The sequence below is a fragment of the Pseudomonas sp. MF6755 genome, assembly GCF_016405635.1.
GTDB classification, from domain to species: Bacteria; Pseudomonadota; Gammaproteobacteria; order Pseudomonadales; family Pseudomonadaceae; genus Aquipseudomonas; species Aquipseudomonas haemolytica.
In genome coordinates this window covers 1-24,651 of record NZ_JAEKDA010000010.1, presented here as the reverse complement: position 1 = coordinate 24,651, position 24,651 = coordinate 1, and the positions used below count along the sequence as shown (strand labels likewise).

At 54.8% G+C, this 24,651-nt stretch carries 26 protein-coding genes and 4 tRNA genes; all 30 read right to left on the bottom strand.

Annotated features, from left to right (window positions below; translation table 11 throughout):
* Positions 1 to 4: 4 nt before the first annotated feature.
* The 30 genes from rpsQ to birA all read right to left on the bottom strand — a co-directional run bounded on the left by rpsQ (position 5) and on the right by birA (position 24,420).
* Positions 5 to 271, bottom strand: a complete 267-nt coding sequence (rpsQ, locus tag JFT66_RS14650; RefSeq protein ID WP_003176419.1) for a 30S ribosomal protein S17 — start codon at positions 269 to 271, stop codon at positions 5 to 7.
* Positions 272 to 273: 2 nt separating this feature from the next.
* Complete coding sequence (rpmC, locus tag JFT66_RS14645) at positions 274 to 465, bottom strand: 50S ribosomal protein L29 (protein ID WP_002555481.1); 192 nt, start codon at positions 463 to 465, stop codon at positions 274 to 276.
* Entirely contained in the window at positions 465 to 878 is a 414-nt protein-coding gene (gene rplP / locus JFT66_RS14640; protein ID WP_003232424.1) for a 50S ribosomal protein L16, read from the bottom strand. The genes rpmC and rplP overlap by 1 nt, the downstream gene beginning before the upstream one ends.
* A 12-nt stretch (positions 879 to 890) precedes the next feature.
* The gene (gene rpsC, locus JFT66_RS14635) at positions 891 to 1,577 is read right to left on the bottom strand and encodes a 30S ribosomal protein S3 (RefSeq protein ID WP_003176422.1); all 687 of its coding nucleotides are present in this window, start codon (positions 1,575 to 1,577) and stop codon (positions 891 to 893) included.
* Positions 1,578 to 1,590: 13 nt separating this feature from the next.
* The gene (gene rplV, locus JFT66_RS14630) at positions 1,591 to 1,923 is read right to left on the bottom strand and encodes a 50S ribosomal protein L22 (protein ID WP_003103908.1); all 333 of its coding nucleotides are present in this window, start codon (positions 1,921 to 1,923) and stop codon (positions 1,591 to 1,593) included.
* A gap of 11 nt (positions 1,924 to 1,934) precedes the next feature.
* Positions 1,935 to 2,210, bottom strand: a complete 276-nt coding sequence (rpsS, locus tag JFT66_RS14625; RefSeq protein WP_003232420.1) for a 30S ribosomal protein S19 — start codon at positions 2,208 to 2,210, stop codon at positions 1,935 to 1,937.
* A 16-nt stretch (positions 2,211 to 2,226) separates the two neighbouring features.
* On the bottom strand, positions 2,227 to 3,051 hold the full coding sequence (gene rplB / locus JFT66_RS14620; RefSeq protein WP_003210080.1) for a 50S ribosomal protein L2: 825 nt from the start codon (positions 3,049 to 3,051) through the stop codon (positions 2,227 to 2,229).
* Between the two features lie 14 nt (positions 3,052 to 3,065).
* Complete coding sequence (rplW, locus tag JFT66_RS14615) at positions 3,066 to 3,365, bottom strand: 50S ribosomal protein L23 (RefSeq protein ID WP_002555488.1); 300 nt, start codon at positions 3,363 to 3,365, stop codon at positions 3,066 to 3,068.
* Positions 3,362 to 3,964, bottom strand: coding sequence for a 50S ribosomal protein L4 (rplD, locus tag JFT66_RS14610; RefSeq protein WP_003176424.1), 603 nt, complete (start codon positions 3,962 to 3,964; stop codon positions 3,362 to 3,364). Before rplD ends, rplW begins: the two co-directional genes overlap by 4 nt.
* A gap of 12 nt (positions 3,965 to 3,976) precedes the next feature.
* The gene (gene rplC / locus JFT66_RS14605) at positions 3,977 to 4,612 is read right to left on the bottom strand and encodes a 50S ribosomal protein L3 (RefSeq protein ID WP_003194649.1); all 636 of its coding nucleotides are present in this window, start codon (positions 4,610 to 4,612) and stop codon (positions 3,977 to 3,979) included.
* 81 nt (positions 4,613 to 4,693) lie between these two features.
* Positions 4,694 to 5,005 (bottom strand): 30S ribosomal protein S10, encoded by a 312-nt coding sequence (gene rpsJ, locus JFT66_RS14600; protein WP_003186070.1) that lies wholly within the window; start codon positions 5,003 to 5,005, stop codon positions 4,694 to 4,696.
* 158 nt (positions 5,006 to 5,163) lie between these two features.
* A complete protein-coding gene (gene tuf / locus JFT66_RS14595) occupies positions 5,164 to 6,357 on the bottom strand; it encodes an elongation factor Tu (RefSeq protein WP_003176426.1) in 1,194 nt (397 codons plus the stop codon).
* Between the two features lie 30 nt (positions 6,358 to 6,387).
* Complete coding sequence (gene fusA, locus JFT66_RS14590; protein ID WP_034116049.1) at positions 6,388 to 8,493, bottom strand: elongation factor G; 2,106 nt, start codon at positions 8,491 to 8,493, stop codon at positions 6,388 to 6,390.
* 30 nt (positions 8,494 to 8,523) lie between these two features.
* Complete coding sequence (gene rpsG / locus JFT66_RS14585) at positions 8,524 to 8,994, bottom strand: 30S ribosomal protein S7 (protein WP_002555493.1); 471 nt, start codon at positions 8,992 to 8,994, stop codon at positions 8,524 to 8,526.
* A 117-nt stretch (positions 8,995 to 9,111) separates the two neighbouring features.
* Positions 9,112 to 9,483 (bottom strand): 30S ribosomal protein S12, encoded by a 372-nt coding sequence (gene rpsL, locus JFT66_RS14580; RefSeq protein WP_002555494.1) that lies wholly within the window; start codon positions 9,481 to 9,483, stop codon positions 9,112 to 9,114.
* A gap of 216 nt (positions 9,484 to 9,699) precedes the next feature.
* Positions 9,700 to 13,899, bottom strand: a complete 4,200-nt coding sequence (gene rpoC, locus JFT66_RS14575) for a DNA-directed RNA polymerase subunit beta' (protein ID WP_034116050.1) — start codon at positions 13,897 to 13,899, stop codon at positions 9,700 to 9,702.
* 64 nt (positions 13,900 to 13,963) lie between these two features.
* Positions 13,964 to 18,037: a DNA-directed RNA polymerase subunit beta gene (gene rpoB, locus JFT66_RS14570; protein ID WP_034116051.1), complete on the bottom strand. Its 4,074-nt coding sequence runs from the start codon at positions 18,035 to 18,037 to the stop codon at positions 13,964 to 13,966.
* Positions 18,038 to 18,257: 220 nt separating this feature from the next.
* On the bottom strand, positions 18,258 to 18,623 hold the full coding sequence (gene rplL / locus JFT66_RS14565; protein ID WP_003210093.1) for a 50S ribosomal protein L7/L12: 366 nt from the start codon (positions 18,621 to 18,623) through the stop codon (positions 18,258 to 18,260).
* A 78-nt stretch (positions 18,624 to 18,701) separates the two neighbouring features.
* Positions 18,702 to 19,202, bottom strand: coding sequence for a 50S ribosomal protein L10 (gene rplJ, locus JFT66_RS14560; protein ID WP_003176433.1), 501 nt, complete (start codon positions 19,200 to 19,202; stop codon positions 18,702 to 18,704).
* A gap of 199 nt (positions 19,203 to 19,401) precedes the next feature.
* Positions 19,402 to 20,097, bottom strand: coding sequence for a 50S ribosomal protein L1 (rplA, locus tag JFT66_RS14555; protein ID WP_003232403.1), 696 nt, complete (start codon positions 20,095 to 20,097; stop codon positions 19,402 to 19,404).
* Positions 20,097 to 20,528, bottom strand: a complete 432-nt coding sequence (gene rplK, locus JFT66_RS14550) for a 50S ribosomal protein L11 (protein ID WP_003176435.1) — start codon at positions 20,526 to 20,528, stop codon at positions 20,097 to 20,099. Before rplK ends, rplA begins: the two co-directional genes overlap by 1 nt.
* 117 nt (positions 20,529 to 20,645) lie before the next feature.
* Positions 20,646 to 21,179 (bottom strand): transcription termination/antitermination protein NusG, encoded by a 534-nt coding sequence (gene nusG, locus JFT66_RS14545; protein ID WP_003176436.1) that lies wholly within the window; start codon positions 21,177 to 21,179, stop codon positions 20,646 to 20,648.
* Positions 21,180 to 21,188: 9 nt separating this feature from the next.
* Positions 21,189 to 21,557, bottom strand: coding sequence for a preprotein translocase subunit SecE (secE, locus tag JFT66_RS14540; protein WP_003194658.1), 369 nt, complete (start codon positions 21,555 to 21,557; stop codon positions 21,189 to 21,191).
* Positions 21,558 to 21,602: 45 nt separating this feature from the next.
* Positions 21,603 to 21,678 (bottom strand) — tRNA-Trp (locus JFT66_RS14535).
* 163 nt (positions 21,679 to 21,841) lie between these two features.
* Positions 21,842 to 21,917, bottom strand: a tRNA-Thr gene (locus JFT66_RS14530).
* Between the two features lie 26 nt (positions 21,918 to 21,943).
* A tRNA-Gly gene (locus JFT66_RS14525) sits at positions 21,944 to 22,017 on the bottom strand.
* Between the two features lie 24 nt (positions 22,018 to 22,041).
* A tRNA-Tyr gene (locus JFT66_RS14520) sits at positions 22,042 to 22,126 on the bottom strand.
* 141 nt (positions 22,127 to 22,267) lie between these two features.
* The gene (locus tag JFT66_RS14515) at positions 22,268 to 22,714 is read right to left on the bottom strand and encodes a hypothetical protein (RefSeq protein WP_198859520.1); all 447 of its coding nucleotides are present in this window, start codon (positions 22,712 to 22,714) and stop codon (positions 22,268 to 22,270) included.
* 7 nt (positions 22,715 to 22,721) lie between these two features.
* Positions 22,722 to 23,471: a pantothenate kinase gene (locus tag JFT66_RS14510; RefSeq protein ID WP_198859519.1), complete on the bottom strand. Its 750-nt coding sequence runs from the start codon at positions 23,469 to 23,471 to the stop codon at positions 22,722 to 22,724.
* Positions 23,461 to 24,420 carry a bifunctional biotin--[acetyl-CoA-carboxylase] ligase/biotin operon repressor BirA gene (gene birA, locus JFT66_RS14505; RefSeq protein WP_198859518.1) on the bottom strand — a complete coding sequence of 320 codons (960 nt, stop codon included), beginning with the start codon at positions 24,418 to 24,420 and terminating at the stop codon, positions 23,461 to 23,463. Before birA ends, JFT66_RS14510 begins: the two co-directional genes overlap by 11 nt.
* Between the last annotated feature and the right edge of the window lie 231 nt (positions 24,421 to 24,651).

Sequence of the window (24,651 nt, the reverse complement as noted above, 5' to 3'; positions counted from 1 at the left end):
GTCCTTAGACTTCCACAGCGCGTTCGAGAACATCAACCAGTGCCCAAGACTTGGTCTTGGCCAGCGGACGAGTTTCACGAATAGTGACTTTGTCGCCGATGTGGCACTGATTGGTTTCGTCGTGCGCGTGCAGCTTAGTCGAACGCTTAACATATTTACCGTAGATCGGGTGCTTAACGCGACGCTCGATCAAAACGGTGATGGTTTTGTCCATCTTGTCGCTGACAACACGGCCAGTCAGCGTACGGACAGTCTTTTCGGCTTCAGCCATGATCACTTACCTGCCTGCTGGTTGAGCACAGTCTTCACGCGAGCAATGTCACGCTTAACTTGCGAGAGCAGATGAGACTGCCCCAACTGGCCAGTTGCTTTCTGCATACGCAGATTGAACTGGTCGCGCAGCAGGCCGAGCAGTTGCTCGTTCAGCTGCTGTGCGGATTTTTCACGAAGTTCATTCGCTTTCATCACATCACCGTCCGTTTAACAAAGGCGGTGGCGAGCGGCAGCTTTGCAGCAGCCAGGGCAAAAGCCTCACGCGCCAGCTCTTCAGTTACACCCTCGATTTCATACAGGACTTTGCCTGGCTGAATCTGGGCTACCCAGTATTCCACGTTACCCTTACCTTTACCCATCCGAACTTCGAGGGGCTTTTTGGAGATTGGCTTGTCCGGGAATACACGGATCCAGATCTTGCCGCCACGTTTAACGTGACGGGTCAGAGCACGACGCGCTGACTCGATCTGACGAGCGGTGAGACGACCACGAGCTACAGACTTCAGCGCGAACTCGCCGAAGCTGACTTTGCTACCGCGCTGTGCCAGACCACGGTTGTGGCCTGTCATCTGCTTGCGGAACTTCGTACGCTTAGGTTGCAACATTTGGCGTACCCCTTACTTAGCAGCTTTTTTACGAGGCGCTGGTGCTTGTGGTTTCAGTTCTTCTTGGCGACCACCAATTACTTCGCCTTTGAAGATCCAAACCTTTACACCGATCACACCGTAAGTGGTGTGAGCTTCGTAGTTGGCATAGTCGATGTCGGCACGCAGGGTGTGCAGTGGCACACGACCTTCGCGATACCATTCAGTACGTGCGATTTCAGCACCGCCGAGACGACCGCTCACTTGGATTTTGATGCCTTTGGCACCAATGCGCATGGCGTTCTGTACGGCGCGCTTCATAGCGCGACGGAACATTACGCGACGCTCCAGCTGCTGAGCTACGCTCTGCGCAACCAGCATACCGTCGAGCTCCGGCTTGCGGATCTCTTCGATATTGATGTGCACAGGCACACCCATTTGCTTGGTCAGGTCCTGACGCAGTTTCTCAACATCTTCACCTTTCTTCCCGATAACGATACCTGGACGAGCGGTGTGGATGGTGATACGTGCAGTCTGCGCCGGACGATGGATATCGATACGGCTTACGGACGCGCTTTTTAGTTTGTCTTGGAGATACTCACGCACCTTCAGATCAGCGAACAAGTAGTCCGCATAAGTCCGACCGTCTGCGTACCAGACGGAGGTGTGCTCCTTGACGATTCCCAGGCGAATGCCAATGGGATGTACTTTCTGACCCATCTCTTCGACTCCGTTACTTGTCAGCAACCTTGACAGTGATATGGCAAGACCGCTTGACGATGCGATCAGCACGGCCTTTGGCACGTGGCATGATGCGCTTCAGCGAACGCCCTTCGTTGACGAAAACGGTGCTGACCTTCAGGTCATCAACGTCTGCGCCTTCGTTATGCTCGGCGTTGGCTACGGCCGACTCCAGCACTTTCTTCATGATCTCGGCGGCTTTCTTACTGCTGAAAGCCAACAGGTTGAGCGCTTCGCCCACCTTCTTCCCGCGGATCTGGTCGGCGACCAAGCGGGCTTTCTGGGCGGAGATTCGAGCGCCCGACAACTTAGCGGCTACTTCCATTTCCTAACCCCTTAACGCTTGGCTTTCTTGTCTGCCACGTGCCCACGATAAGTGCGGGTACCGGCAAACTCGCCTAGTTTGTGGCCGACCATGTCTTCGTTCACGAGAACTGGGACGTGCAAGCGACCGTTGTGTACAGCGATGGTCAAACCGACCATTTGTGGCAGGATCATCGAACGACGCGACCAGGTTTTCACCGGCTTGCGATCGTTCTTTTCCGCCGCCACTTCGATCTTCTTCAGTAGGTGAAGATCAATAAAAGGACCTTTTTTCAGAGAACGTGGCACTGTCGTATCCCTCTATTTACTTGCGACGACGGACGATCATTTTGTCGGTACGCTTATTACCACGAGTCTTCGCGCCCTTAGTCGGGAAGCCCCATGGCGATACCGGATGACGACCACCAGAGGTACGACCTTCACCACCACCGTGTGGGTGGTCAACCGGGTTCATGGCAACACCACGAACGGTTGGGCGAACGCCACGCCAGCGTTTGGCACCAGCTTTACCCAGCGAACGCAGGCTGTGCTCGGAGTTCGAGACTTCACCCAGGGTCGCGCGGCATTCAGCCAGCACTTTACGCATCTCACCAGAACGCAGACGCAGGGTCACGTAGACACCTTCACGAGCGATCAGCTGAGCCGAAGCACCAGCGGAACGAGCGATTTGCGCGCCTTTACCTGGCTTCAATTCGATGCCGTGTACGGTGCTACCAACTGGAATGTTGCGCAGTTGAAGAGCGTTGCCCGGCTTGATCGGTGCCAAGGCACCTGCGATCAGCTGGTCGCCAGCGCTCACGCCTTTAGGGGCGATGATGTAGCGACGCTCGCCATCTGCGTACAGCAGCAGAGCGATGTGAGCAGTACGGTTTGGATCGTATTCGATACGCTCGACAGTGGCAGCGATGCCATCTTTGTCGTTGCGACGGAAATCGACCAGACGATAATGCTGCTTATGGCCACCACCGATGTGACGAGTGGTAATACGACCATTGTTGTTACGACCACCAGTCTTCGATTTTTTCTCGAGCAGCGGTGCGTGAGGAGCGCCTTTATGCAGCTCCTGGTTGACCACCTTGACCACAAAACGGCGGCCAGGGGAAGTCGGTTTGCATTTAACGATTGCCATGATGCACCCCTTCCTTACTCAGCACTGCTGCTGAAATCGAGATCTTGGCCTGGCTGAAGGGAGATAACTGCCTTCTTCCAGTCATTACGCTTGCCCAGACCGCGAGCAGTGCGCTTGCTCTTACCCAGAACATTCAGGGTAGTAACACGCTCTACTTTCACGCTGAACAGGCTTTCGACGGCCTTCTTGATTTCCAGCTTGGTTGCGTCAGTTGCAACCTTGAAAACGAACTGGCCTTTCTTGTCAGCCAGAACCGTAGCCTTTTCGGAAACGTGCGGGCCAAGCAGAACTTTAAATACGCGTTCCTGGTTCATCCCAGCAGCTCCTCGAATTTCTTCACGGCCGACACGGTGATCAACACCTTGTCGTATGCGATCAGACTAACTGGATCGGAACCTTGCACGTCACGTACATCAACGTGTGGCAGGTTGCGAGCAGCCAGGTACAGGTTCTGATCAACAGCTTCAGACACGATCAAAACGTCGGTCAGGCTCATGTTGTTCAGTTTGCCCAGCAGATCTTTGGTTTTTGGACTTTCAACAGCGAAATCCTGAACCACGACCAGACGATCAGTACGCACGAGCTCAGCAAGGATGGAGCGCAGAGCTGCGCGGTACATCTTCTTGTTGAGCTTCTGCGAGTGATCCTGTGGACGAGCTGCGAAAGTGGTACCACCGCCACGCCAGATTGGGCTACGGATAGTACCGGCACGAGCACGGCCAGTACCTTTCTGACGCCAAGGGCGCTTACCGCCACCACGAACGTCGGAACGGGTCTTTTGCTGCTTGCTACCTTGACGGCCGCCGGCCATGTAGGCCACGACTGCTTGGTGAACGAGCGTCTCGTTGAATTCGCCGCCAAATGTCAGTTCGGAAACTTCGATCGCTTGAGCGTCATTTACATTTAATTGCATGTCAGCTTCCCCTTAACCGCGAGCCTTGGCCGCTGGACGTACAACCAGGTTGCCGCCAGTAGCGCCAGGAACAGCACCCTTGACCAACAACAGATTGCGTTCAGCGTCGACGCGCACTACTTCGAGGGACTGCACGGTCACGCGCTCAGCGCCCATATGACCGGACATTTTTTTGCCCTTGAATACACGACCAGGAGTCTGGCACTGGCCAATAGAGCCCGGGACGCGGTGGGAGACGGAGTTACCGTGAGTGTTGTCTTGGCCACGGAAATTCCAACGCTTGATCGTACCCTGGAAGCCTTTACCTTTGGACTGACCGGTTACATCAACCAGTTGACCAGCAGCGAAGATTTCAGCGTTGATCAGATCGCCAGCCTGGTAGTCACCATCTTCAAGACGGAACTCCATGACAGTACGACCAGCTGCAACGTTTGCTTTAGCGAAGTGACCTGCTTGAGCAGCAGTCACGCGCGAAGCACGACGCTCACCGACAGTGACTTGCACTGCCCGATAGCCATCGGTCTCTTCAGTTTTGAACTGGGTGACGCGATTCGGTTCGATCTCAATGACCGTGACCGGAATGGAGACACCTTCTTCGGTGAAAATACGGGTCATACCGCATTTACGACCGACTACACCAATAGTCATGTTGTAAACCTCATGAGTGTACGGGGCTTTCACCCGCTATGGCCGCCCATTTCAGAGCGTTACACGACTAAGACCCAAGTCTTAGCCGAGGCTGATCTGTACTTCCACACCGGCCGCCAGATCAAGCTTCATAAGAGCATCAACGGTTTTATCCGTTGGCTGGACGATGTCCAGTACGCGCTTATGAGTACGGATCTCGTACTGGTCACGCGCGTCTTTGTTGACGTGCGGGGAGACCAGAACGGTGAACCGCTCTTTACGGGTAGGCAGTGGAATTGGACCACGCACTTGAGCACCAGTACGTTTCGCGGTTTCCACGATTTCCTGGGTGGATTGGTCGATCAGGCGATGGTCAAAAGCCTTCAACCTGATACGGATTTGCTGATTTTGCATTGGATTTCAGACTCCGGCTGCTATTCCCAGCGAGCGCAATACGCCCGTTAAAAGGAGGCGCAATTCTATAGACGCCCCAGATAGGTGTCAACCCAATAAAAAAGGCCCCCGCTAAGCGGGGGCCTTCTCAAAAAATCGAGCTATCTCAGAAGAGATAATTACTCGATGATTTTAGCTACAACGCCAGCACCAACGGTACGGCCGCCTTCACGGATAGCGAAGCGCAGACCGTCTTCCATTGCGATGGTTTTGATCAGGGTAACAACCATTTTGATGTTGTCGCCTGGCATAACCATTTCAACGCCTTCCGGCAGTTCGCAGTTACCAGTCACGTCAGTAGTACGGAAGTAGAACTGTGGACGGTAGCCTTTGAAGAACGGAGTGTGACGGCCGCCTTCTTCTTTGCTCAGCACGTACACTTCAGCTTCGAACTTGGTGTGCGGCTTAACCGAACCTGGCTTAACCAGAACCTGGCCACGCTCAACGTCGTCACGCTTGGTACCACGCAGCAGAACGCCGCAGTTCTCGCCAGCACGACCTTCGTCGAGCAGTTTACGGAACATTTCAACACCGGTGCAGGTGGTGACGGTAGTGTCACGCAGACCAACGATTTCCAGTGGATCTTGAACCTTAACGATACCGCGCTCGATACGACCAGTTACAACAGTACCGCGACCGGAGATCGAGAATACGTCTTCGATTGGCATCAGGAACGGCTTGTCGATAACACGGACTGGATCTGGGATGTAGCTGTCCAGAGTCTCAACCAGTTTACGAACGGACGTGGTGCCCATTTCGTTATCGTCTTTGCCTTCCAGAGCCATACGAGCAGAACCGATGATGATCGGAGTGTCGTCACCTGGGAAGTCGTAAGTGCTCAGCAGATCGCGCACTTCCATCTCAACCAGTTCCAGCAGCTCAGCGTCGTCTACCAGGTCAGCCTTGTTCAGGTAAACCACGATGTACGGAACGCCTACCTGACGGGACAGCAGGATGTGCTCACGGGTTTGTGGCATCGGACCATCAGCGGCCGAGCAAACCAGGATTGCGCCGTCCATCTGAGCAGCACCGGTGATCATGTTCTTCACATAGTCAGCGTGACCTGGGCAGTCAACGTGAGCGTAGTGACGGATCAGCGAGTTGTATTCAACGTGCGCGGTGTTGATGGTGATACCACGAGCTTTCTCTTCTGGTGCGCTGTCGATTTTATCGAAATCAACGATTGCGGAACCGAATACTTCGGAGCAAACGCGAGTCAGAGCAGCAGTCAGAGTGGTTTTACCGTGGTCAACGTGACCGATGGTGCCAACGTTGACGTGCGGTAGGGAACGATCAAATTTTTCTTTAGCCACGACAATTAACTCCTTGCCTAAAGGACTGAATCAGCCTTGTTTTTTGGATACAGTTTCAGCGATGTGCGCCGGAGCTGTGTTGTATTTTTTGAATTCCATAGAGTAGCTTGCGCGACCCTGGGACATGGAGCGAACGTCGGTCGCATAACCGAACATCTCACCCAACGGAACCTCGGCGCGAATCACTTTGCCGGAAACCGTGTCTTCCATACCCAAGATCATGCCGCGACGACGGTTAAGGTCGCCCATGACATCACCCATATAGTCTTCAGGTGTAACAACTTCTACCGCCATGATTGGCTCAAGCAACTCACCACCGCCCTTCTGGGCCAGTTGCTTGGTTGCCATGGAAGCAGCCACCTTAAACGCCATCTCGTTGGAGTCGACGTCGTGGTAAGAACCGTCAAAAACGGTTGCTTTCAGGCCGATCAGCGGATAGCCGGCAACAACACCGTTCTTCATCTGCTCTTCGATACCCTTCTGGATAGCAGGGATGTATTCCTTAGGAACAACACCACCCACTACTTCGTTCACGAATTGCAGACCTTCCTGACCTTCGTCAGCAGGAGCAAAACGGATCCAGCAGTGACCGAACTGACCACGACCGCCGGACTGACGAACGAACTTGCCTTCGATTTCACAGTTCTTCGTGATGCGCTCACGATAGGAAACCTGAGGCTTACCGATGTTGGCTTCGACGTTGAACTCACGGCGCATCCGGTCAACCAGGATGTCCAGGTGAAGCTCGCCCATGCCGGAGATGATCGTTTGACCAGTCTCTTCATCAGTCTTGACGCGGAAAGATGGATCTTCCTGAGCAAGTTTGCCCAGAGCGATACCCATTTTTTCCTGGTCATCCTTGGTCTTAGGCTCTACGGCAACCGAAATAACCGGCTCCGGGAAGTCCATGCGAACCAGGATGATTGGCTTGTCAGCGTTGCACAAGGTTTCACCAGTGGTGACGTCCTTCATGCCGATCAAGGCCGCGATGTCACCAGCGCGTACTTCCTTGATCTCTTCGCGGGCGTTTGCGTGCATTTGCACCATACGACCCACGCGCTCTTTCTTGCCTTTGACCGAGTTGATTACGCCGTCGCCGGAGTTCAACACGCCCGAGTAAACGCGGACGAAGGTCAAGGTACCCACGAATGGGTCAGTGGCAATTTTAAATGCCAGAGCGGAGAACGGCTCTGCGTCGTCTGCATGACGCTCCAGCTCGATAGTCTCGTCATCCGGGTCAGTACCCTTGATGGCAGGAATATCTACTGGTGCCGGCAGGTAGTCGATCACAGCATCGAGAACCAGGGGAACGCCCTTGTTCTTGAACGAGGAACCGCAAACAGCCAAGACGATCTCACCAGCGATAGTACGCTGACGCAGAGCAGCCTTGATTTCCGCGTTGGTGAGTTCTTCACCTTCGAGGTACTTGTTCATCAGCTCTTCGCTGGCTTCGGCCGCAGCTTCAACCATGTTGTTACGCCATTCGTCAGCCTGTTCCTGCAGTTCAGCAGGGATAGGCTTGCGAACAGGAACCATACCCTTGTCAGCATCGTTCCAGTAAACAGCTTCCATGGTCAGCAGATCGATCTGGCCTTGGAAGTTGTCTTCGGAACCGATAGCCAACTGGATTGGCACCGGGGTGTGACCCAGACGCTGCTTGATCTGACCGATCACACGCAGGAAGTTCGCACCAGCACGGTCCATCTTGTTTACGTAAACAAGACGTGGAACGCCGTATTTGTTGGCTTGACGCCATACGGTTTCCGACTGAGGCTCAACGCCCGAGGTACCGCAGAACACAACGACAGCGCCGTCGAGTACGCGCAGGGAACGCTCAACTTCAATAGTGAAGTCTACGTGGCCCGGGGTATCGATTACGTTGAAGCGGTGCTCGTCTTTGTACTGCTTCTCGGAACCTTTCCAGAAGGCGGTAATAGCAGCAGAAGTAATGGTAATACCACGCTCCTGCTCCTGAACCATCCAGTCTGTGGTCGCGGCGCCATCATGCACCTCGCCCATCTTGTGACTTTTGCCGGTGTAAAACAGTACGCGCTCGGTGGTGGTGGTTTTACCAGCATCCACGTGAGCAACGATACCGATGTTACGGTAGCGGCTAATCGGAGTAGTACGAGCCATAAAGCCCTCGCAAAATTAGTGAAGCTAAGATTAGAAGCGGTAGTGCGAGAAAGCTTTGTTAGCTTCAGCCATACGGTGCACGTCTTCACGCTTCTTAACAGCAGCACCTTTACCTTCAGCAGCGTCCAACAGCTCGCCGGCCAAACGCAGAGCCATAGACTTCTCGCCGCGCTTACGGGCGAAGTCTACCAACCAGCGCATTGCCAGAGCGTTACGACGGGACGGGCGAACTTCGACCGGAACCTGGTAAGTAGCACCGCCTACACGGCGCGACTTCACTTCGACCAGCGGAGCGATGGCGTCGAGAGCTTTCTCGAAGATTTCCAGGGGATCGCTGTTCTTGCGCTCTTTAACCTTTTCCAGCGCGCCATAAACGATACGCTCGGCAACGGCTTTCTTACCGCTTTCCATCACGTGGTTCATGAACTTGGCCAGAATTTGGCTTCCGTATTTTGGATCGTCAAGCACTTCGCGCTTGGCTGCTACGCGTCTTCTTGGCATGGATAAGCCCTCAAACGGTCTTCAGGTTCGCTCGGAATCGGTGCCCTTGCGGGACGCCTCCGACCTTACTCTTATCGACTCAGAAAATAAGATGATTCAGTTTACAAAAAGCCGCTACTACTTAGGCTTCTTGGTACCGTACTTCGAACGACCCTGGTTACGACCTTTAACGCCGGAAGTATCCAAGGAGCCGCGTACGGTGTGGTAACGAACACCTGGCAAGTCTTTTACACGACCGCCGCGGATCAGTACCACGCTGTGCTCTTGCAGGTTGTGGCCTTCACCGCCGATGTACGAGGAAACCTCGAAACCGTTGGTCAGACGCACACGGCATACTTTACGCAGTGCCGAGTTAGGTTTTTTCGGCGTAGTGGTATACACGCGAGTGCATACGCCACGACGTTGCGGGCAGTTCTGCAGCGCAGGTACGTCGGATTTCTCGACGATACGCTTACGCGGCTGACGTACCAGCTGGTTGATAGTTGCCATCTACTAGCTCCACTGTTGTCTTGCGACGCTATTGTCTTGCAAGAAAAGCAAAATGGCAGGAACGAATTCCCGCCAAATTTAGGGGTACAAGAGTCTAAAGAGGATCTTGTCCCCAGTCAAGGCAAGGCCCCGACCTCCCCCCTCATCGAACCGGGGCAAAATTGCCTCGATCCGACGAATGGGGCTGCCAGGGCCCAGACTTATCTATCGCAGAACTCAGTTACCGCTAGAGTTCAGCGCTTCGGTCAGTGCAGCTTCCACTTCACTGGCGCTTACGCGCAGCGGTTTGTCAGCTTCACGGCGGCGCTTACGCTCGCTGTGGTAAGCCAAACCGGTACCTGCCGGGATCAGACGACCCACGACTACGTTTTCTTTCAGGCCGCGCAGGTAATCGCGCTTGCCGGTTACCGCTGCTTCGGTCAGTACGCGAGTGGTCTCCTGGAAGGAGGCCGCCGAGATGAACGACTCAGTGGACAGCGACGCCTTGGTGATACCCAGCAGCACACGAGTGAACTTGGAAACGAATTTCTCGTCGCCAGCCAGACGCTCGTTCTCTACTAGTACGTGAGTCAATTCCATCTGGTCGCCCTTGATGAAACTGGAATCGCCGGATTCAGCGATTTCAACTTTACGCAGCATCTGACGCAGGATGGTCTCGATGTGCTTATCGTTGATCTTCACGCCTTGCAGACGGTAAACGTCCTGGATCTCGTTAACGATGTACTTGGCCAGCGCACTCACACCCAGCAGACGCAGGATGTCGTGTGGATCGCTCGGGCCGTCGGATATAACTTCGCCGCGGTTTACCTGTTCGCCTTCGAAGACGTTCAGGTGACGCCACTTCGGAATCAGCTCTTCATACGGATCGCTACCGTCGTTCGGGGTAATGACCAGGCGGCGCTTGCCCTTGGTCTCTTTACCGAACGCGATGGTGCCGCTGACTTCAGCCAGAATCGACGCTTCTTTCGGACGACGAGCTTCGAACAAGTCGGCAACACGCGGCAGACCACCGGTGATGTCGCGGGTCTTCGAAGTTTCTTGCGGGATACGCGCGATAACATCACCGATCGCGATCTTCGCACCATCCGCTACACCGACCAGGGCGTTGGCTGGCAGGAAGTACTGAGCGATTACGTCAGTGCCTGGCAGCAACAGATCCTTGCCGTTGTCATCGACCATCTTCACGGCAGGACGGATGTCTTTACCGGCAGCTGGACGATCTTTGGCGTCGAGTACTTCAATGTTGGTCATACCGGTCAATTCGTCAGTCTGACGCTTGATCGTGATGCCTTCTTCCATGCCCACGTAGGTCACGGTACCTTTCATTTCGGTAACGATTGGGTGAGTGTGCGGATCCCACTTGGCCACGATTGCGCCAGCGTCGACCTTGTCACCTTCTTTAACCGAAATCACGGCACCGTACGGCAGCTTGTAACGCTCACGCTCACGACCGTAGTCATCAGCGATTGCCAGCTCACCGGAACGGGACACAGCAACCAGGCAACCATCCACTCGCTCAACGTGCTTCAGGTTGTGCAGGCGGACAGTACCGCCATTCTTCACCTGAACGCTGTCGGCTGCGGAGGTCCGGCTTGCCGCACCACCGATGTGGAACGTACGCATGGTCAGCTGGGTACCCGGCTCACCGATGGACTGGGCAGCGATAACGCCGACCGCTTCACCGATGTTCACCTGGTGACCACGAGCCAAGTCACGGCCGTAGCACTTGGCGCAAATGCCATAGCGGGTTTCACAGCTGATCGGCGAGCGAACAATCACTTCGTCGATGCTGTTGAGCTCGATGAACTCGACCCACTTCTCATCGACCAGGGTGCCGGCAGGAACGATAATTTCCTCGGTACCTGGCTTGAATACGTCACGGGCAATAACACGGCCCAATACGCGCTCACCCAGCGGCTCTACAACGTCACCGCCTTCAATGTGCGGAGTCATCAGCAGGCCGTGCTCGGTGCCGCAATCGATCTCGGTTACAACCAGATCTTGTGCAACGTCTACCAGACGACGAGTCAGGTAACCGGAGTTAGCGGTTTTCAACGCGGTATCCGCCAGACCTTTACGAGCACCGTGAGTGGAGATGAAGTACTGGAGTACGCTCAAACCTTCACGGAAGTTCGCAGTAATCGGCGTTTCGATGATGGAACCGTCCGGCTTGGCCATCAGGCCACGCATACCGGCGAGCTGACGGATCTGCGCAGCAGAACCCCGTGCGCCCGAGTCGGCCATCATGTACATCGAGTTGAAGGATTCCTGGTCAACTTCGACGCCATGGCGGTCGATGACTTTCTCTTTCGAGAGGTTGGCCATCATTGCCTTGGAAACTTCGTCGTTGGCCTTGGACCAAAGGTCGATCACCTTGTTGTACTTCTCGCCCTGGGTTACCAGGCCGGAGGCGTACTGGCTTTCGATTTCTTTCACTTCGTCGGTAGCAGCACCGATGATGCGAGCTTTTTCATCCGGGATAACGAAGTCGTTAACACCGATGGAAACGCCGGAAATAGTCGAGTAAGCAAAACCGGTGTACATCAACTGGTCAGCGAAGATCACGGTCTCTTTCAAACCAACCACGCGGTAGCATTGGTTGATCAGCTTGGAGATCGCCTTTTTCTTCATTGGCAGGTTGACGACGTCGTACGACAGACCTTTTGGCACAACTTGATACAGCAGCGCACGGCCGACAGTAGTGTCGACGATACGGGTACCGGTCACGCTGCCGCCGTCACGGTCGTTGACGGTTTCGTTGATCCGCACTTTGACCTTGGCATGCAGTGCGGCTTCGCCGGCACGGAACACACGGTCAACTTCTTGCAGGTCAGCAAACACACGACCTTCGCCCTTGGCGTTGATCGCTTCACGCGTCATGTAGTACAGACCCAATACAACGTCCTGCGACGGAACGATGATTGGCTCACCGTTGGCTGGCGACAGAATGTTGTTGGTCGACATCATCAACGCACGCGCTTCCAACTGGGCTTCCAGTGTCAGCGGTACGTGCACGGCCATTTGGTCGCCGTCGAAGTCGGCGTTGTACGCAGCACAGACCAGAGGGTGCAGCTGGATAGCCTTACCTTCGATCAGTACCGGTTCAAACGCCTGGATACCCAGACGGTGAAGGGTCGGTGCACGGTTGAGGAGAACCGGGTGTTCGCGAATCACTTCAGCGAGAACGTCCCAAACCTCTGGCAGTTCGCGCTCGACCATTTTCTTGGCCGCTTTGATGGTGGTCGCGAGACCGCGCATTTCCAGCTTGCCAAAGATGAACGGTTTGAAAAGCTCAAGTGCCATCTTCTTAGGCAGACCACACTGGTGCAGACGCAGGGTCGGGCCTACGGTAATTACCGAACGACCGGAGTAGTCAACACGCTTACCGAGCAAGTTCTGACGGAAACGACCTTGCTTACCCTTGATCATGTCAGCCAGGGATTTCAGAGGACGCTTGTTCGAACCGGTGATAGCGCGGCCACGACGACCGTTGTCGAGCAAGGCATCGACAGCTTCTTGCAACATACGCTTTTCGTTGCGCACGATGATGTCCGGAGCGGACAGATCAAGCAGGCGCTTCAAGCGGTTGTTACGGTTGATCACGCGGCGGTACAGGTCGTTGAGGTCGGACGTCGCGAAGCGACCACCGTCCAACGGTACCAGCGGACGCAGGTCTGGCGGCAGAACCGGCAGAACGGTCAGCACCATCCACTCTGGCAAGTTGCCGGAACCCTGGAAGGCTTCCATCAACTTCAGACGCTTGGACAGCTTCTTGATCTTGGTTTCGGAGTTGGTTTGCGGAATTTCTTCACGCAGACGGCCAATCTCGTGTTCCAGGTCGATAGCGTGCAGCAGTTCGCGGACAGCTTCGGCACCCATGCGGGCATCGAAATCGTCGCCGAACTCTTCCAGCGCTTCGAAGTACTGCTCGTCGTTCAGCAGCTGACCTTTTTCAAGGGTGGTCATGCCTGGATCGATAACGACATAGCTCTCGAAATAGAGAACGCGTTCGATATCACGCAGGGTCATGTCCATCAGCAAGCCGATACGGGACGGCAGCGATTTCAGGAACCAGATATGGGCAACCGGCGAAGCCAGTTCGATGTGCGCCATGCGCTCACGACGAACCTTGGCCAATGCAACTTCAACGCCGCACTTCTCGCAGATCACACCACGGTGCTTCAAGCGCTTGTACTTACCGCACAGGCACTCGTAATCCTTTACCGGGCCAAAGATCTTGGCGCAGAACAGGCCGTCACGCTCTGGTTTGAACGTACGGTAGTTAATGGTTTCCGGCTTTTTAACTTCACCGAACGACCACGAACGGATCATCTCAGGCGATGCCAACCCAATACGGATGGCGTCGAACTCTTCGACTTGACCCTGGTTTTTCAGCAAATTCAGTAGGTCTTTCAAGGCCTTTCCTCCTGGCGGAGCAGAGAGCGGGCTAAACAGCCCCGCTCTCGATTCGCGTCACGTGTTATTCGGTTTCCAGATCGATATCGATGCCGAGGGAACGAATTTCTTTGATCAACACGTTGAAGGACTCGGGCATGCCCGGCTCCATACGGTGATCGCCGTCCACGATGTTTTTGTACATCTTGGTACGACCGTTCACATCGTCCGACTTCACTGTGAGCATTTCTTGCAGAGTGTATGCAGCACCGTATGCTTCCAGTGCCCAGACCTCCATCTCCCCGAAACGCTGACCACCGAACTGAGCCTTACCACCCAGCGGCTGCTGGGTAACCAGGCTGTACGAACCGGTAGAACGAGCGTGCATCTTGTCGTCTACCAAGTGGTTCAGCTTCAGCATGTACATGTAGCCAACAGTAACCGGGCGCTCGAACTTGTTGCCGGTACGGCCGTCGAACAGCTGCATCTGGCCGCTTTCTGGCAAGTCTGCCAGTTTCAGCATGGCCTTGATTTCGCTTTCCTTGGCACCGTCGAACACCGGAGTAGCCATTGGAACGCCGCCGCGCAGGTTCTTCGCCAGATCCAGGATTTCCTGGTCGGAGAAGGTGTCCAGCTCTTCGTTGCGGCCGCCGATCTCGTTGTAGATCTCGTGCAGGAACTTACGCAGGTCTGCGACCTTGCGCTGCTCTTCGATCATACGGTTGATCTTCTCGCCCAGACCTTTGGCCGCGAGGCCCAGGTGGGTTTCGAGGATCTGACCAACGTTCATACGCGAAGGTACGCCCAACGGGTTGAGGACAACGTCGACCGGGGTGCCATTGGCATCGTGCGGCATGTCTTCAACCGGCATGATCACGGAGACCACACCCTTGTTACCGTGACGACCGGCCATCTTGTCGCCCGGCTGGATGCGGCGACGGATTGCCAGGTAAACCTTGACGATTTTCAGCACACCTGGAGCCAGGTCATCGCCCTGCTGCAGTTTGCGCTTCTTGTCTTCGAACTTGTCGTCCAGCAGACGGCGACGATCAACGATGTAGGCCTGGGCCTTCTCGAGCTGCTCGTTCAGAGCATCTTCAGCCATGCGCAGTTTGAACCACTGGCCGTGCTCAAGACCGTCGAGGATTTCGTCGGTGATGTCCTGACCTTTCTTCAGGCCTGCGCCGCCTTCGGCCTTGTGGCCTACCAGAGCGGAACGCAGACGTTCGAAGGTCGCGCCTTCAACGATACGGAACTCTTCGTTCAGGTCCTTGCGGATCTCGTCGAGCTGGGTCTTCTCGATGGACAGTGCACGAGCATCACGCTCAACGCCGTCACGGGTGAAGACCTGTACGTCGATGACAGTACCCTTGGTACCGGTAGGTACACGCAGGGAAGTGTCTTTAACGTCGCTGGCTTTTTCACCGAAGATGGCACGCAACAGCTTCTCTTCCGGAGTCAGTTGGGTCTCGCCTTTCGGAGTGACCTTACCTACCAGGATGTCGCCAGCGCCAACTTCAGCACCTACGTAAACGATACCGGCTTCGTCCAGCTTGTTCAGTGCAGCTTCACCCACGTTCGGGATGTCTGCAGTGATTTCCTCTGGCCCAAGCTTGGTGTCACGTGCCACACAGGTCAGTTCCTGAATGTGGATCGTGGTGAAACGGTCTTCCTGAACAACACGCTCGGACAGGCAGATGGAGTCTTCGAAGTTGAAGCCGTTCCACGCCATGAACGCGATGCGCATGTTCTGACCCAGAGCCAGCTCACCCATGTCGGTGGACGGGCCGTCGGCCATGATGTCGCTACGCTGAACGCGATCACCCTTGCTCACCAGCGGACGCTGGTTGATGCAGGTGTTCTGGTTCGAGCGGGTGTATTTGGTCAGGTTGTAGATGTCGACACCGGCTTCGCCAGTTTCAACTTCGTCATCGGCAACACGAACCACGATACGGCTGGCATCAACAGAGTCGATCACGCCGCCACGACGAGCCACGACGCAAACGCCGGAGTCACGGGCTACGTTACGCTCCATGCCGGTACCTACCAGCGGCTTGTCGGCACGCAGGGTCGGTACAGCTTGACGCTGCATGTTGGAGCCCATCAACGCACGGTTGGCGTCATCGTGCTCCAGGAACGGGATCAGCGACGCTGCAACCGAAACTACCTGCTTGGGCGATACGTCCATCAAGGTGACGTCTTCCGGCGCCTTGACGGTGAACTCGTTCAAGTGACGAACAGCTACCAGCTCGTCGATCAGGACTTTCTTGTCGTTCATCGTGGCCGAAGCCTGAGCGATCACGTGATCAGCTTCTTCGATGGCAGACAGGAACACGATCTCGTCGGTGACCAGAGCGTCTTTCACTACGCGGTACGGGCTCTCGAGGAAACCGTACTGGTTAGTGCGCGCATAAGCGGCCAGGGAGTTGATCAGACCGATGTTCGGACCTTCCGGCGTTTCGATCGGGCAAACACGACCGTAGTGCGTCGGGTGAACGTCACGAACTTCAAAGCCAGCACGCTCACGGGTCAGACCGCCTGGGCCCAGTGCGGAAACACGGCGCTTGTGGGTGATCTCGGAGAGCGGGTTGTTCTGGTCCATGAACTGCGAGAGCTGGCTGGAGCCGAAGAACTCTTTCACCGCCGCAGCCACTGGCTTGGCGTTGATCAGGTCTTGCGGCATCAGGCCTTCGCTTTCAGCCATCGACAAACGTTCTTTGACCGCACGCTCAACACGTACCAGGCCAACGCGGAACTGGTTCTCGGCCATTTCGCCTACGCAGCGAACACGACGGTTACCCAGGTGGTCGATGTCATCGACGATGCCTTTACCGTTACGAATGTCGACCAGAGTCTTCAATACCGCGACGATGTCTTCCTTGCACAGCACGCCCGAACCTTCGATCTCGGTACGACCGATACGACGGTTGAACTTCATCCGGCCGACCGCAGACAGGTCATAGCGCTCAGGACTGAAGAACAGGTTGTTGAACAGGGTCTCGGCAGCGTCTTTGGTTGGCGGCTCGCCAGGACGCATCATGCGATAGATCTCGACCAGCGCTTCCAATTGGTTACTGGTGGAGTCGATCTTCAAGGTGTCGGAGACGAACGGACCGCAATCGATATCGTTGGTGTACAGGGTCTCGATACGAACAACCTGGGCCTTGGCGATTTTTGCTAGGATTTCGGTGTTCAGTTCGGTGTTGCACTCAGCCAGGATTTCGCCTGTCGCTGGATGAACGATGACCTTGGCGGTGGTGCGACCCAGGACGTAGTCCAGAGGCACGTCCAGCGACTTGATACCGGCTTTTTCGATCTGGTTGATGTGGCGCGCAGTAATACGACGACCGGCTTCAACGATGACCTTGCCCTTCTCATCCTGGATGTCCAGGACAGCAATTTCACCACGCAGACGCGAAGCAATCAGTTCCAGGCTGAGGGTTTCATCCTTCAGGCTGAATACGTTTGTAGTGTAGAAAGCATCCAGCACTTGCTCAGTGGTATAACCGAGCGCGCGCAGCAGCACCGAGGCCGGCAGCTTGCGACGACGGTCGATACGCACGAATACGCAGTCCTTCGGATCAAACTCGAAGTCCAACCACGAACCGCGGTACGGAATGATCCGCGCGGAGTACAGGAGCTTACCGGAGCTGTGCGTCTTGCCGCGGTCGTGGTCGAAGAACACGCCCGGGGAACGGTGCAGTTGGGAAACGATAACGCGCTCGGTACCGTTGATAACGAAGGTACCGTTTTCAGTCATCAATGGGATTTCGCCCATGTAAACTTCTTGCTCTTTGATGTCCTTGATCGCTTTGTTCGACGATTCTTTGTCGAAAATGATCAGACGGACTTTTACCCGCAAAGGTACGGCGTACGTAACACCGCGCAACACGCATTCTTTGACATCAAATGCCGGTTCGCCCAGGCGATAACCGACGTACTCCAGCGCAGCATTGCCGGAGTAGCTGATGATCGGGAAAACGGATTTGAAGGCCGCATGCAGGCCCACGTCGCGGAACTGATCTTTAGTCGCTCCCGCCTGCAAGAATTCACGATACGAATCCAGCTGGATAGCCAGAAGGTACGGGACATCCATGACGTCCGGCAACTTGCTAAAGTCCTTGCGGATACGTTTTTTCTCAGTATATGAGTAAGCCATCAGCGTTCCCCAGCTTGGTCACCTGCTTGTTTGGCCCCTCCCGACGGGAGCAGCCAGAAAATCTCGCAAACCCCATGGTTTGCACCACCGCATCGGGTGGCTACAGCGCGTTAATGGCGGCGACCGAGTCGACAACCAAGAACGGAAAAAGGCCGGTGGCAAGAGCCACCAGCCATCAGCCTTCAGCTTAACGCTTGGGCTGGAGACGCAAGGTCGATGCTTACTTCAGCTCGACTTTAGCGCCTGCTTCTTCCAGCACTGCTTTAGCTTTGTCAGCGGCGTCTTTCGACACTGCTTCCAGAACCTGGGCAGGAGCGCCGTCAACTACAGCCTTGGCTTCTTTCAGGCCCAGGCCGGTCAGTTCACGAACTGCTTTAATCACGTTTACTTTCTTCTCGCCAGCTTCCAGCAGCATGACGTTGAATTCGGTTTGCTCTTCAGCAGCAACAGCAGCAACAGCTGGGCCAGCGGAAGCAGCGGCAGCGGAAACGCCGAATTTTTCTTCGAAAGCTTTGATCAGCTCAACAACCTGCAGAACCGACATTTCAGCTACGGCGTTGAGGATATCGTCTTGGGAGATAGACATTGCTGTATTTCCTGAATTGGGGGACGGCCTACGCGGCCATCGAAATAAACAAAAAAACGCGAGAGAGGTTGCTGAGCCTTAGGCTGCGGCAGCTTCTTTTTGCTCGCGAACTGCGGCCAGAGTACGAGCCAACTTGCTGGTAGCGCCTTGAATCACGCTCATCAGCTGAGAAATAGCTTCGTTACGGGTCGGCAGTGTTGCCAGTACGTCGATTTGGTTAGCTGCGAGGAACTTGCCCTCGAACGCAGCTGCCTTGATCTCGAACTTATCCTGACTCTTGGCGAACTCTTTGAACAAACGGGCAGCAGCGCCTGGATGATCCTTGGAGAACGCGATCAGAGTCGGGCCGGTGAACACGTCGTTGAGAACACTGTATTCAGTGTCAGCAACAGCGCGCTTGAGCAGGGTGTTACGTACAACACGTACGTATACGCCAGCTTCACGAGCCTCTTTACGGAGTCCGGTCATAGCGCCTACTGTCACACCACGGGCATCAGCCACGACAGCGGACAGAGCAGCTTTGGCAGCCTCGTTGACTTCAGCGACGATGGCCTTCTTGTCTTCGAGATTAATTGCCACGGGTTTAACTCCTGCTTGTTACCGTTTCATCTGGCCGGGGCCGGATGTCGTTTTGGTGTCTGATTCGGTAAGGAACCGGGAGCACCATCTGCGTAGGCTTGTTGGTTTAAGACTTGCGTCGCCTACGGTCTTGGATAGCCCCCGCCAGGCAGGGACCCCAATCTTTCAATTAGCGCAATCACTTGCGCCAATTTGTGTCTTATACGTCCAGCGAGCCTTGGTCGATGACCAGACCTGGGCCCATAGTGGTGCTCAGGGTAACGCGCTTGACGTAGATACCTTTCGAAGAAGCAGGCTTGATACGCTTCAGATCAGCGATCAGGGCTTCAACGTTTTCCTTCAGCTTGACGGCGTCGAAGCCGACTTTGCCAACGGAGGTGTGAATGATGCCGTTTTTGTCGGTGCGATAACGAACCTGACCAGCCTTGGCGTTTTTAACCGCGGTAGCTACGTCTGGCGTTACGGTGCCGACCTTAGGGTTAGGCATCAGACCGCGTGGACCAAGGATCTGACCCAGCTGACCTACAACGCGCATTGCATCCGGGGAAGCAATAACTACGTCATAGTTCAGGTCGCCGCCTTTCATTTCGGCAGCCAGGTCGTCCATGCCAACGCGATCAGCGCCGGCGGCCAGAGCAGCTTCTGCTGCCGGGCCTTGGGTGAAGACAGCTACACGTACAGTCTTGCCAGTACCGTGTGGCAGCACAGTTGCGCTACGAACGACCTGGTCGGATTTACGCGGGTCAACACCCAGGTTTACAGCAACGTCAACGGACTCGCTGAACTTGACAGTCGACAGCTCAGTCAGCAGGGCAGCGGCATCTACAAAGTTGTAGGCCTTGCCTGCTTCGATTTTGCCGGCGATAGCCTTTTGGCGCTTGGTCAGCTTAGCCATTACACACCCTCCACGTTAAGGCCCATGCTACGAGCAGAACCGGCGATGGTACGCACGGCTGCATCCATATCAGCTGCAGTCAGATCCGCGTTTTTGGTTTTCGCGATTTCTTCCAGCTGAGCACGAGTTACAGTGCCAACCTTAACGGTGTTAGGACGAGCGGAACCGCTAGTCAGACCAGCAGCCTTCTTCAGCAGAACCGAAGCCGGGGTCGACTTGGTTTCGAAAGTGAAGCTACGGTCGCTGTATACAGTGATGATCACTGGAGTCGGCAGACCTGGCTCAAGACCCTGAGTACGGGCGTTGAAGGCCTTGCAGAATTCCATGATGTTCACACCGTGCTGACCCAAAGCTGGGCCGACGGGTGGGCTTGGGTTGGCCTGAGCGGCCTTCACTTGCAGCTTGATGTAAGCGGTAATCTTCTTGGCCATGAGGCACTCCAATTACGGGTTCAAGCGCCTCGAAAGGCTCCCCGGTTACTTGCGCGTATATCCCAGTGACGACAAAACCCCACAGCCTAAGGCTGCGGGGTTGGGATGCTTGCCCAGCTAGACCTTCTCGACCTGACTGAACTCCAACTCTACCGGAGTAGAGCGACCGAAAATGAGCACTGCCACTTGGATCCGGCTCTTTTCGTAGTTAACTTCTTCGACGGTGCCATTGAAATCAGCAAACGGACCATCCGTAACACGAACAACCTCGCCCGGCTCGAACAACGTCTTCGGCTTAGGCTTGTCGCTACCATCAGCAACGCGACGCAGAATTGCTTCTGCCTCTTTGTCGGTGATCGGAGCAGGCTTATCAGCAGTACCGCCGATGAAACCCATGACACGAGGAGTATCCTTGACCAAGTGCCAAGTACCTTCATTCATGTCCATCTGAACCAGCACGTAGCCAGGAAAGAACTTGCGTTCACTCTTGCGCTTCTGGCCATTCCGCATTTCAACCACTTCTTCAGTGGGAACCAGAATCTCGCCGAAGCCATCTTCCATGCCTGCGAGCTTTACGCGCTCTAGCAAAGAGCGCATAACATGCTTCTCGTAACCCGAGTAAGCATGCACAACGTACCAACGCTTAGCCACGGGACACCCTTAGCCAACAATCAAGGAAACAAGCCAGCCGAGCAGGGAATCAAGCCCCCACAACAGCAACGCCATAACCAGAACAACAGCCACGACAATCAATGTGGTCTGCGTGGTTTCTTGGCGAGTCGGCCAAACGACTTTACGTATTTCGGTGCGAGCTTCCTTTACCAGGACCGCGAAAGACTTGCCTTTGGCAGTCTGCAGGCCTACAAAGGCAGCTACAGCAGCAAGGGCCAGCAAAGCGAGTACACGGTACAGGATCGGCGAAGCAGAATAATACTGATTGCCAACAACGCCTACGACCACCAATGCGACTACGGCGAGCCACTTGACGAGATCGAAACGAGAGCTTTGAGCTTCAGCCTTAGGAGTCATCTATGAAGATCCTGTGAAAAGAAAGCCAGATACACCACGTGAATCTGGCAGGTCAGGAGGGAATCGAACCCCCAACCTACGGTTTTGGAGACCGTCGCTCTGCCAATTGAGCTACTGACCTAAAACAAAATCAGGCCGACCATTATGCAGGCCTGAAAAAGACTTTACAACAACCAACCCCAACAGACTTGCAATCGACTGACCACTAAAGCCAGTTACAACACGATACAAGCCGAGGCAGCTGTTAAAACAAAGGCAGATATTTTCATATCTGCCTTGTCATATGGAGCTCTTGAGCGGATTTGAACCGCTGACCTCACCCTTACCAAGGGTGTGCTCTACCAACTGAGCTACAAGAGCGAAACACCTTGCACAACCTGCAAACTTGGAGCGGGTAGCGGGAATCGAACCCGCATCATCAGCTTGGAAGGCTGAGGTTCTACCACTAAACTATACCCGCGGAGCTTGCAGCTCACGCTAAAAATGGTGGAGGGGGAAGGATTCGAACCTTCGAAGTCGTAGACGTCAGATTTACAGTCTGATCCCTTTGGCCGCTCGGGAACCCCTCCTAAGCGAGCCGGCATTCTACATCACGCCGGCCTTCTGTCAAGCATTTTCTCATTAAAAATATGAGGTTAGCTGCGTTGACCTCGCTTCGCGCTGTAGCCCTTAAAGGTCTTCACTGCGAAGCGGGCGCCATTCTATGCAAACTATTCGCGAGTTGCAATGCCTTCGCACTGCATTATTTTATGTTTTAACTCATTGAATTCCTTAGCAAGGTTTTCAAAGGGCAGATCGTCAGCCAATCGCCGACTCTCAGGGGCGACACGCAACCAATAACCCGTGGCTTCGGGTGCGCTCAACAATTGAACCTTGACCTTTATATCCAGGCTCGTTAGCCGCTGTTCGATAGAAAGGGCTTGGCGCTGATCGGAGAAACCACCGATGTACAGACAGGTGTTTTGCGTATCAGGCACCTTTGCTCGGTCGCGACGAGCCACCGTATCTGCGGATTCACTCAAGAGCCGAATGTCTTGCTGCGCGCCCCGATAGAGGCTCAAAGGCGTGACATCCTTGGCGCGCAATGGCGCCTCTTGCTGATGCCAGACGTAATAGAAAGCATTGAGGACAAGTAAAAGCAAAAACAGCCAGCGCATAATCACCTCAACACAAAGGACATGCCATCGCCAGACCCACGAACACCAGGTCAGGCACCAGTCGTGCCTGTGGCGCAGCATCCGAGACCAAGTCAGCATCCCCTCCAGTCAGAAAGACAGTGAAATCTTCACCCCAGTAGCTTCGAGCCAACTCAAGCTGAGTCAGCACGAACCCTCTAAGCATGAGCGTACAACCGCGCTCAACAGCCTCTACAGTCGTCCGGCCAGGAGAAAGGCGCTCCAGAGCTCTCTCAGCCGCTACATCGCCATAGCGTATCTTGCGCGTATGGGTGCGCAGTTGGTTGCGCATAAGCGGCATTCCAGGACAAATAAACCCACCCACATGCTCACCATCCGAGCCAATAAAATCTGCGGTGGCCGCCGTACCAAAATCGAGCACCAGACAAGCGCCTGATGCCAATTTGAATGCACCAAGCATCGCCAACCAGCGATCAAGCCCAAGTCGTTCGAAGTCTTCGTAGCCGTTGCGCACTCCGGCCATCTCTCTCGCAGAGCCTGCACAGGATACGGTAACGCCAAATGCTTCCACCAACGCGACGACTAGCTTATCGGTTTCCTCAAGCGCTCGAACGCTCACTAATCGACAACGCGTGAGCAGAAGACCAGAAAGAGCCGTCAGACTGTCAATCAGTGCAATATCCGAGTCCGCGATGCCTTCCGCAGAAATACTTGCTCCACTCGATTCAAGTACACGCCATTTAATGAAGCTATTTCCACAGTCGAGCTCAAGAATCATCACGCAACCTCAGGCTTAACTCACCACCGCTGTATATTTTCTCAACACCATCGACATCCAAACGCAACGCGCCCTGACGATCCACACCAAGCACCACCCCGTCAATCTGGCTGGCGCCCGCAATGAGAGACACAGGCTTACCCTGCCACAAGTGGTGCAGCTCCCACTCTTCTTGCAACCCGGCAAAACCAGCAATTTTATGTCGATCCAGGTAGCTTTGCAGTTGCAACCCCAGGCGCGCCACTAAGTGGTTGCGGTCAACAGGAAAGCCAGTCTCGAGCTGCATCGAGGTCCATTGCTGATCGACCTCATCAGCCTTCTGCATATTTACGTTGATACCTATCCCAAGAACAACGTGACAGATATCTGCAGGATCCCCGACCAACTCAAGCAAGATGCCAGAAATTTTCTTGCGCCCAACCAAGACATCATTGGGCCACTTCAAGGCAGCACCCTGCACACCCAACTCACGCAAGACCTGCATCACTGCCAACCCCACGACGAGACTCAAGCCCTCCAACTGTCGCAGACCACCCTCAATACGCAATACGAGGCTGTAATAAACATTTTGCGCAAATGGGCTGATCCATTTGCGACCCCGCCGGCCCCTGCCAGCTGTTTGCTGCTCCGCCACCACTACAAAGGGCGCCGCGCAGTTCGCTGCGACTAGGCGTAAAGCTTCGGCATTGGTGGAATCAATAGAGTCGAAAATTTGAACGGGCCAGGCTAAGGGAGCCGCCCCAAGAGAAATCTGCGCAGCATCCAAGAACACCAGCGGCGTAGCCAACTGATATCCACGACCCCGGACCTTATGAATGGGCAGATTCAGCTCGGCCTCGAGATGCTGGAGCTGCTTCCACACAGCGCTGCGACTGACCCCGAGGGCGGCGCCAAGCGCCTCTCCAGAATGAAATCGACCATCTTTCAGAAGTTTCAACAACATCAGCATGCAGGTATCGCCTCACAATGAGGCACGCATAATAGCCATGCGCAGAGTCATTGCATAGAAAGGCCGTTCGTTAGCACTCAGGGCATGAGCGATGCCTTTTAATATTTTCAAGCGCCCAAAACAAAACCCCAACTGCTTTCGCAATTGGGGTTTCGGAATTTAATCTTGACGATGACCTACTCTCACATGGGGAAACCCCACACTACCATCGGCGATGCATCGTTTCACTAC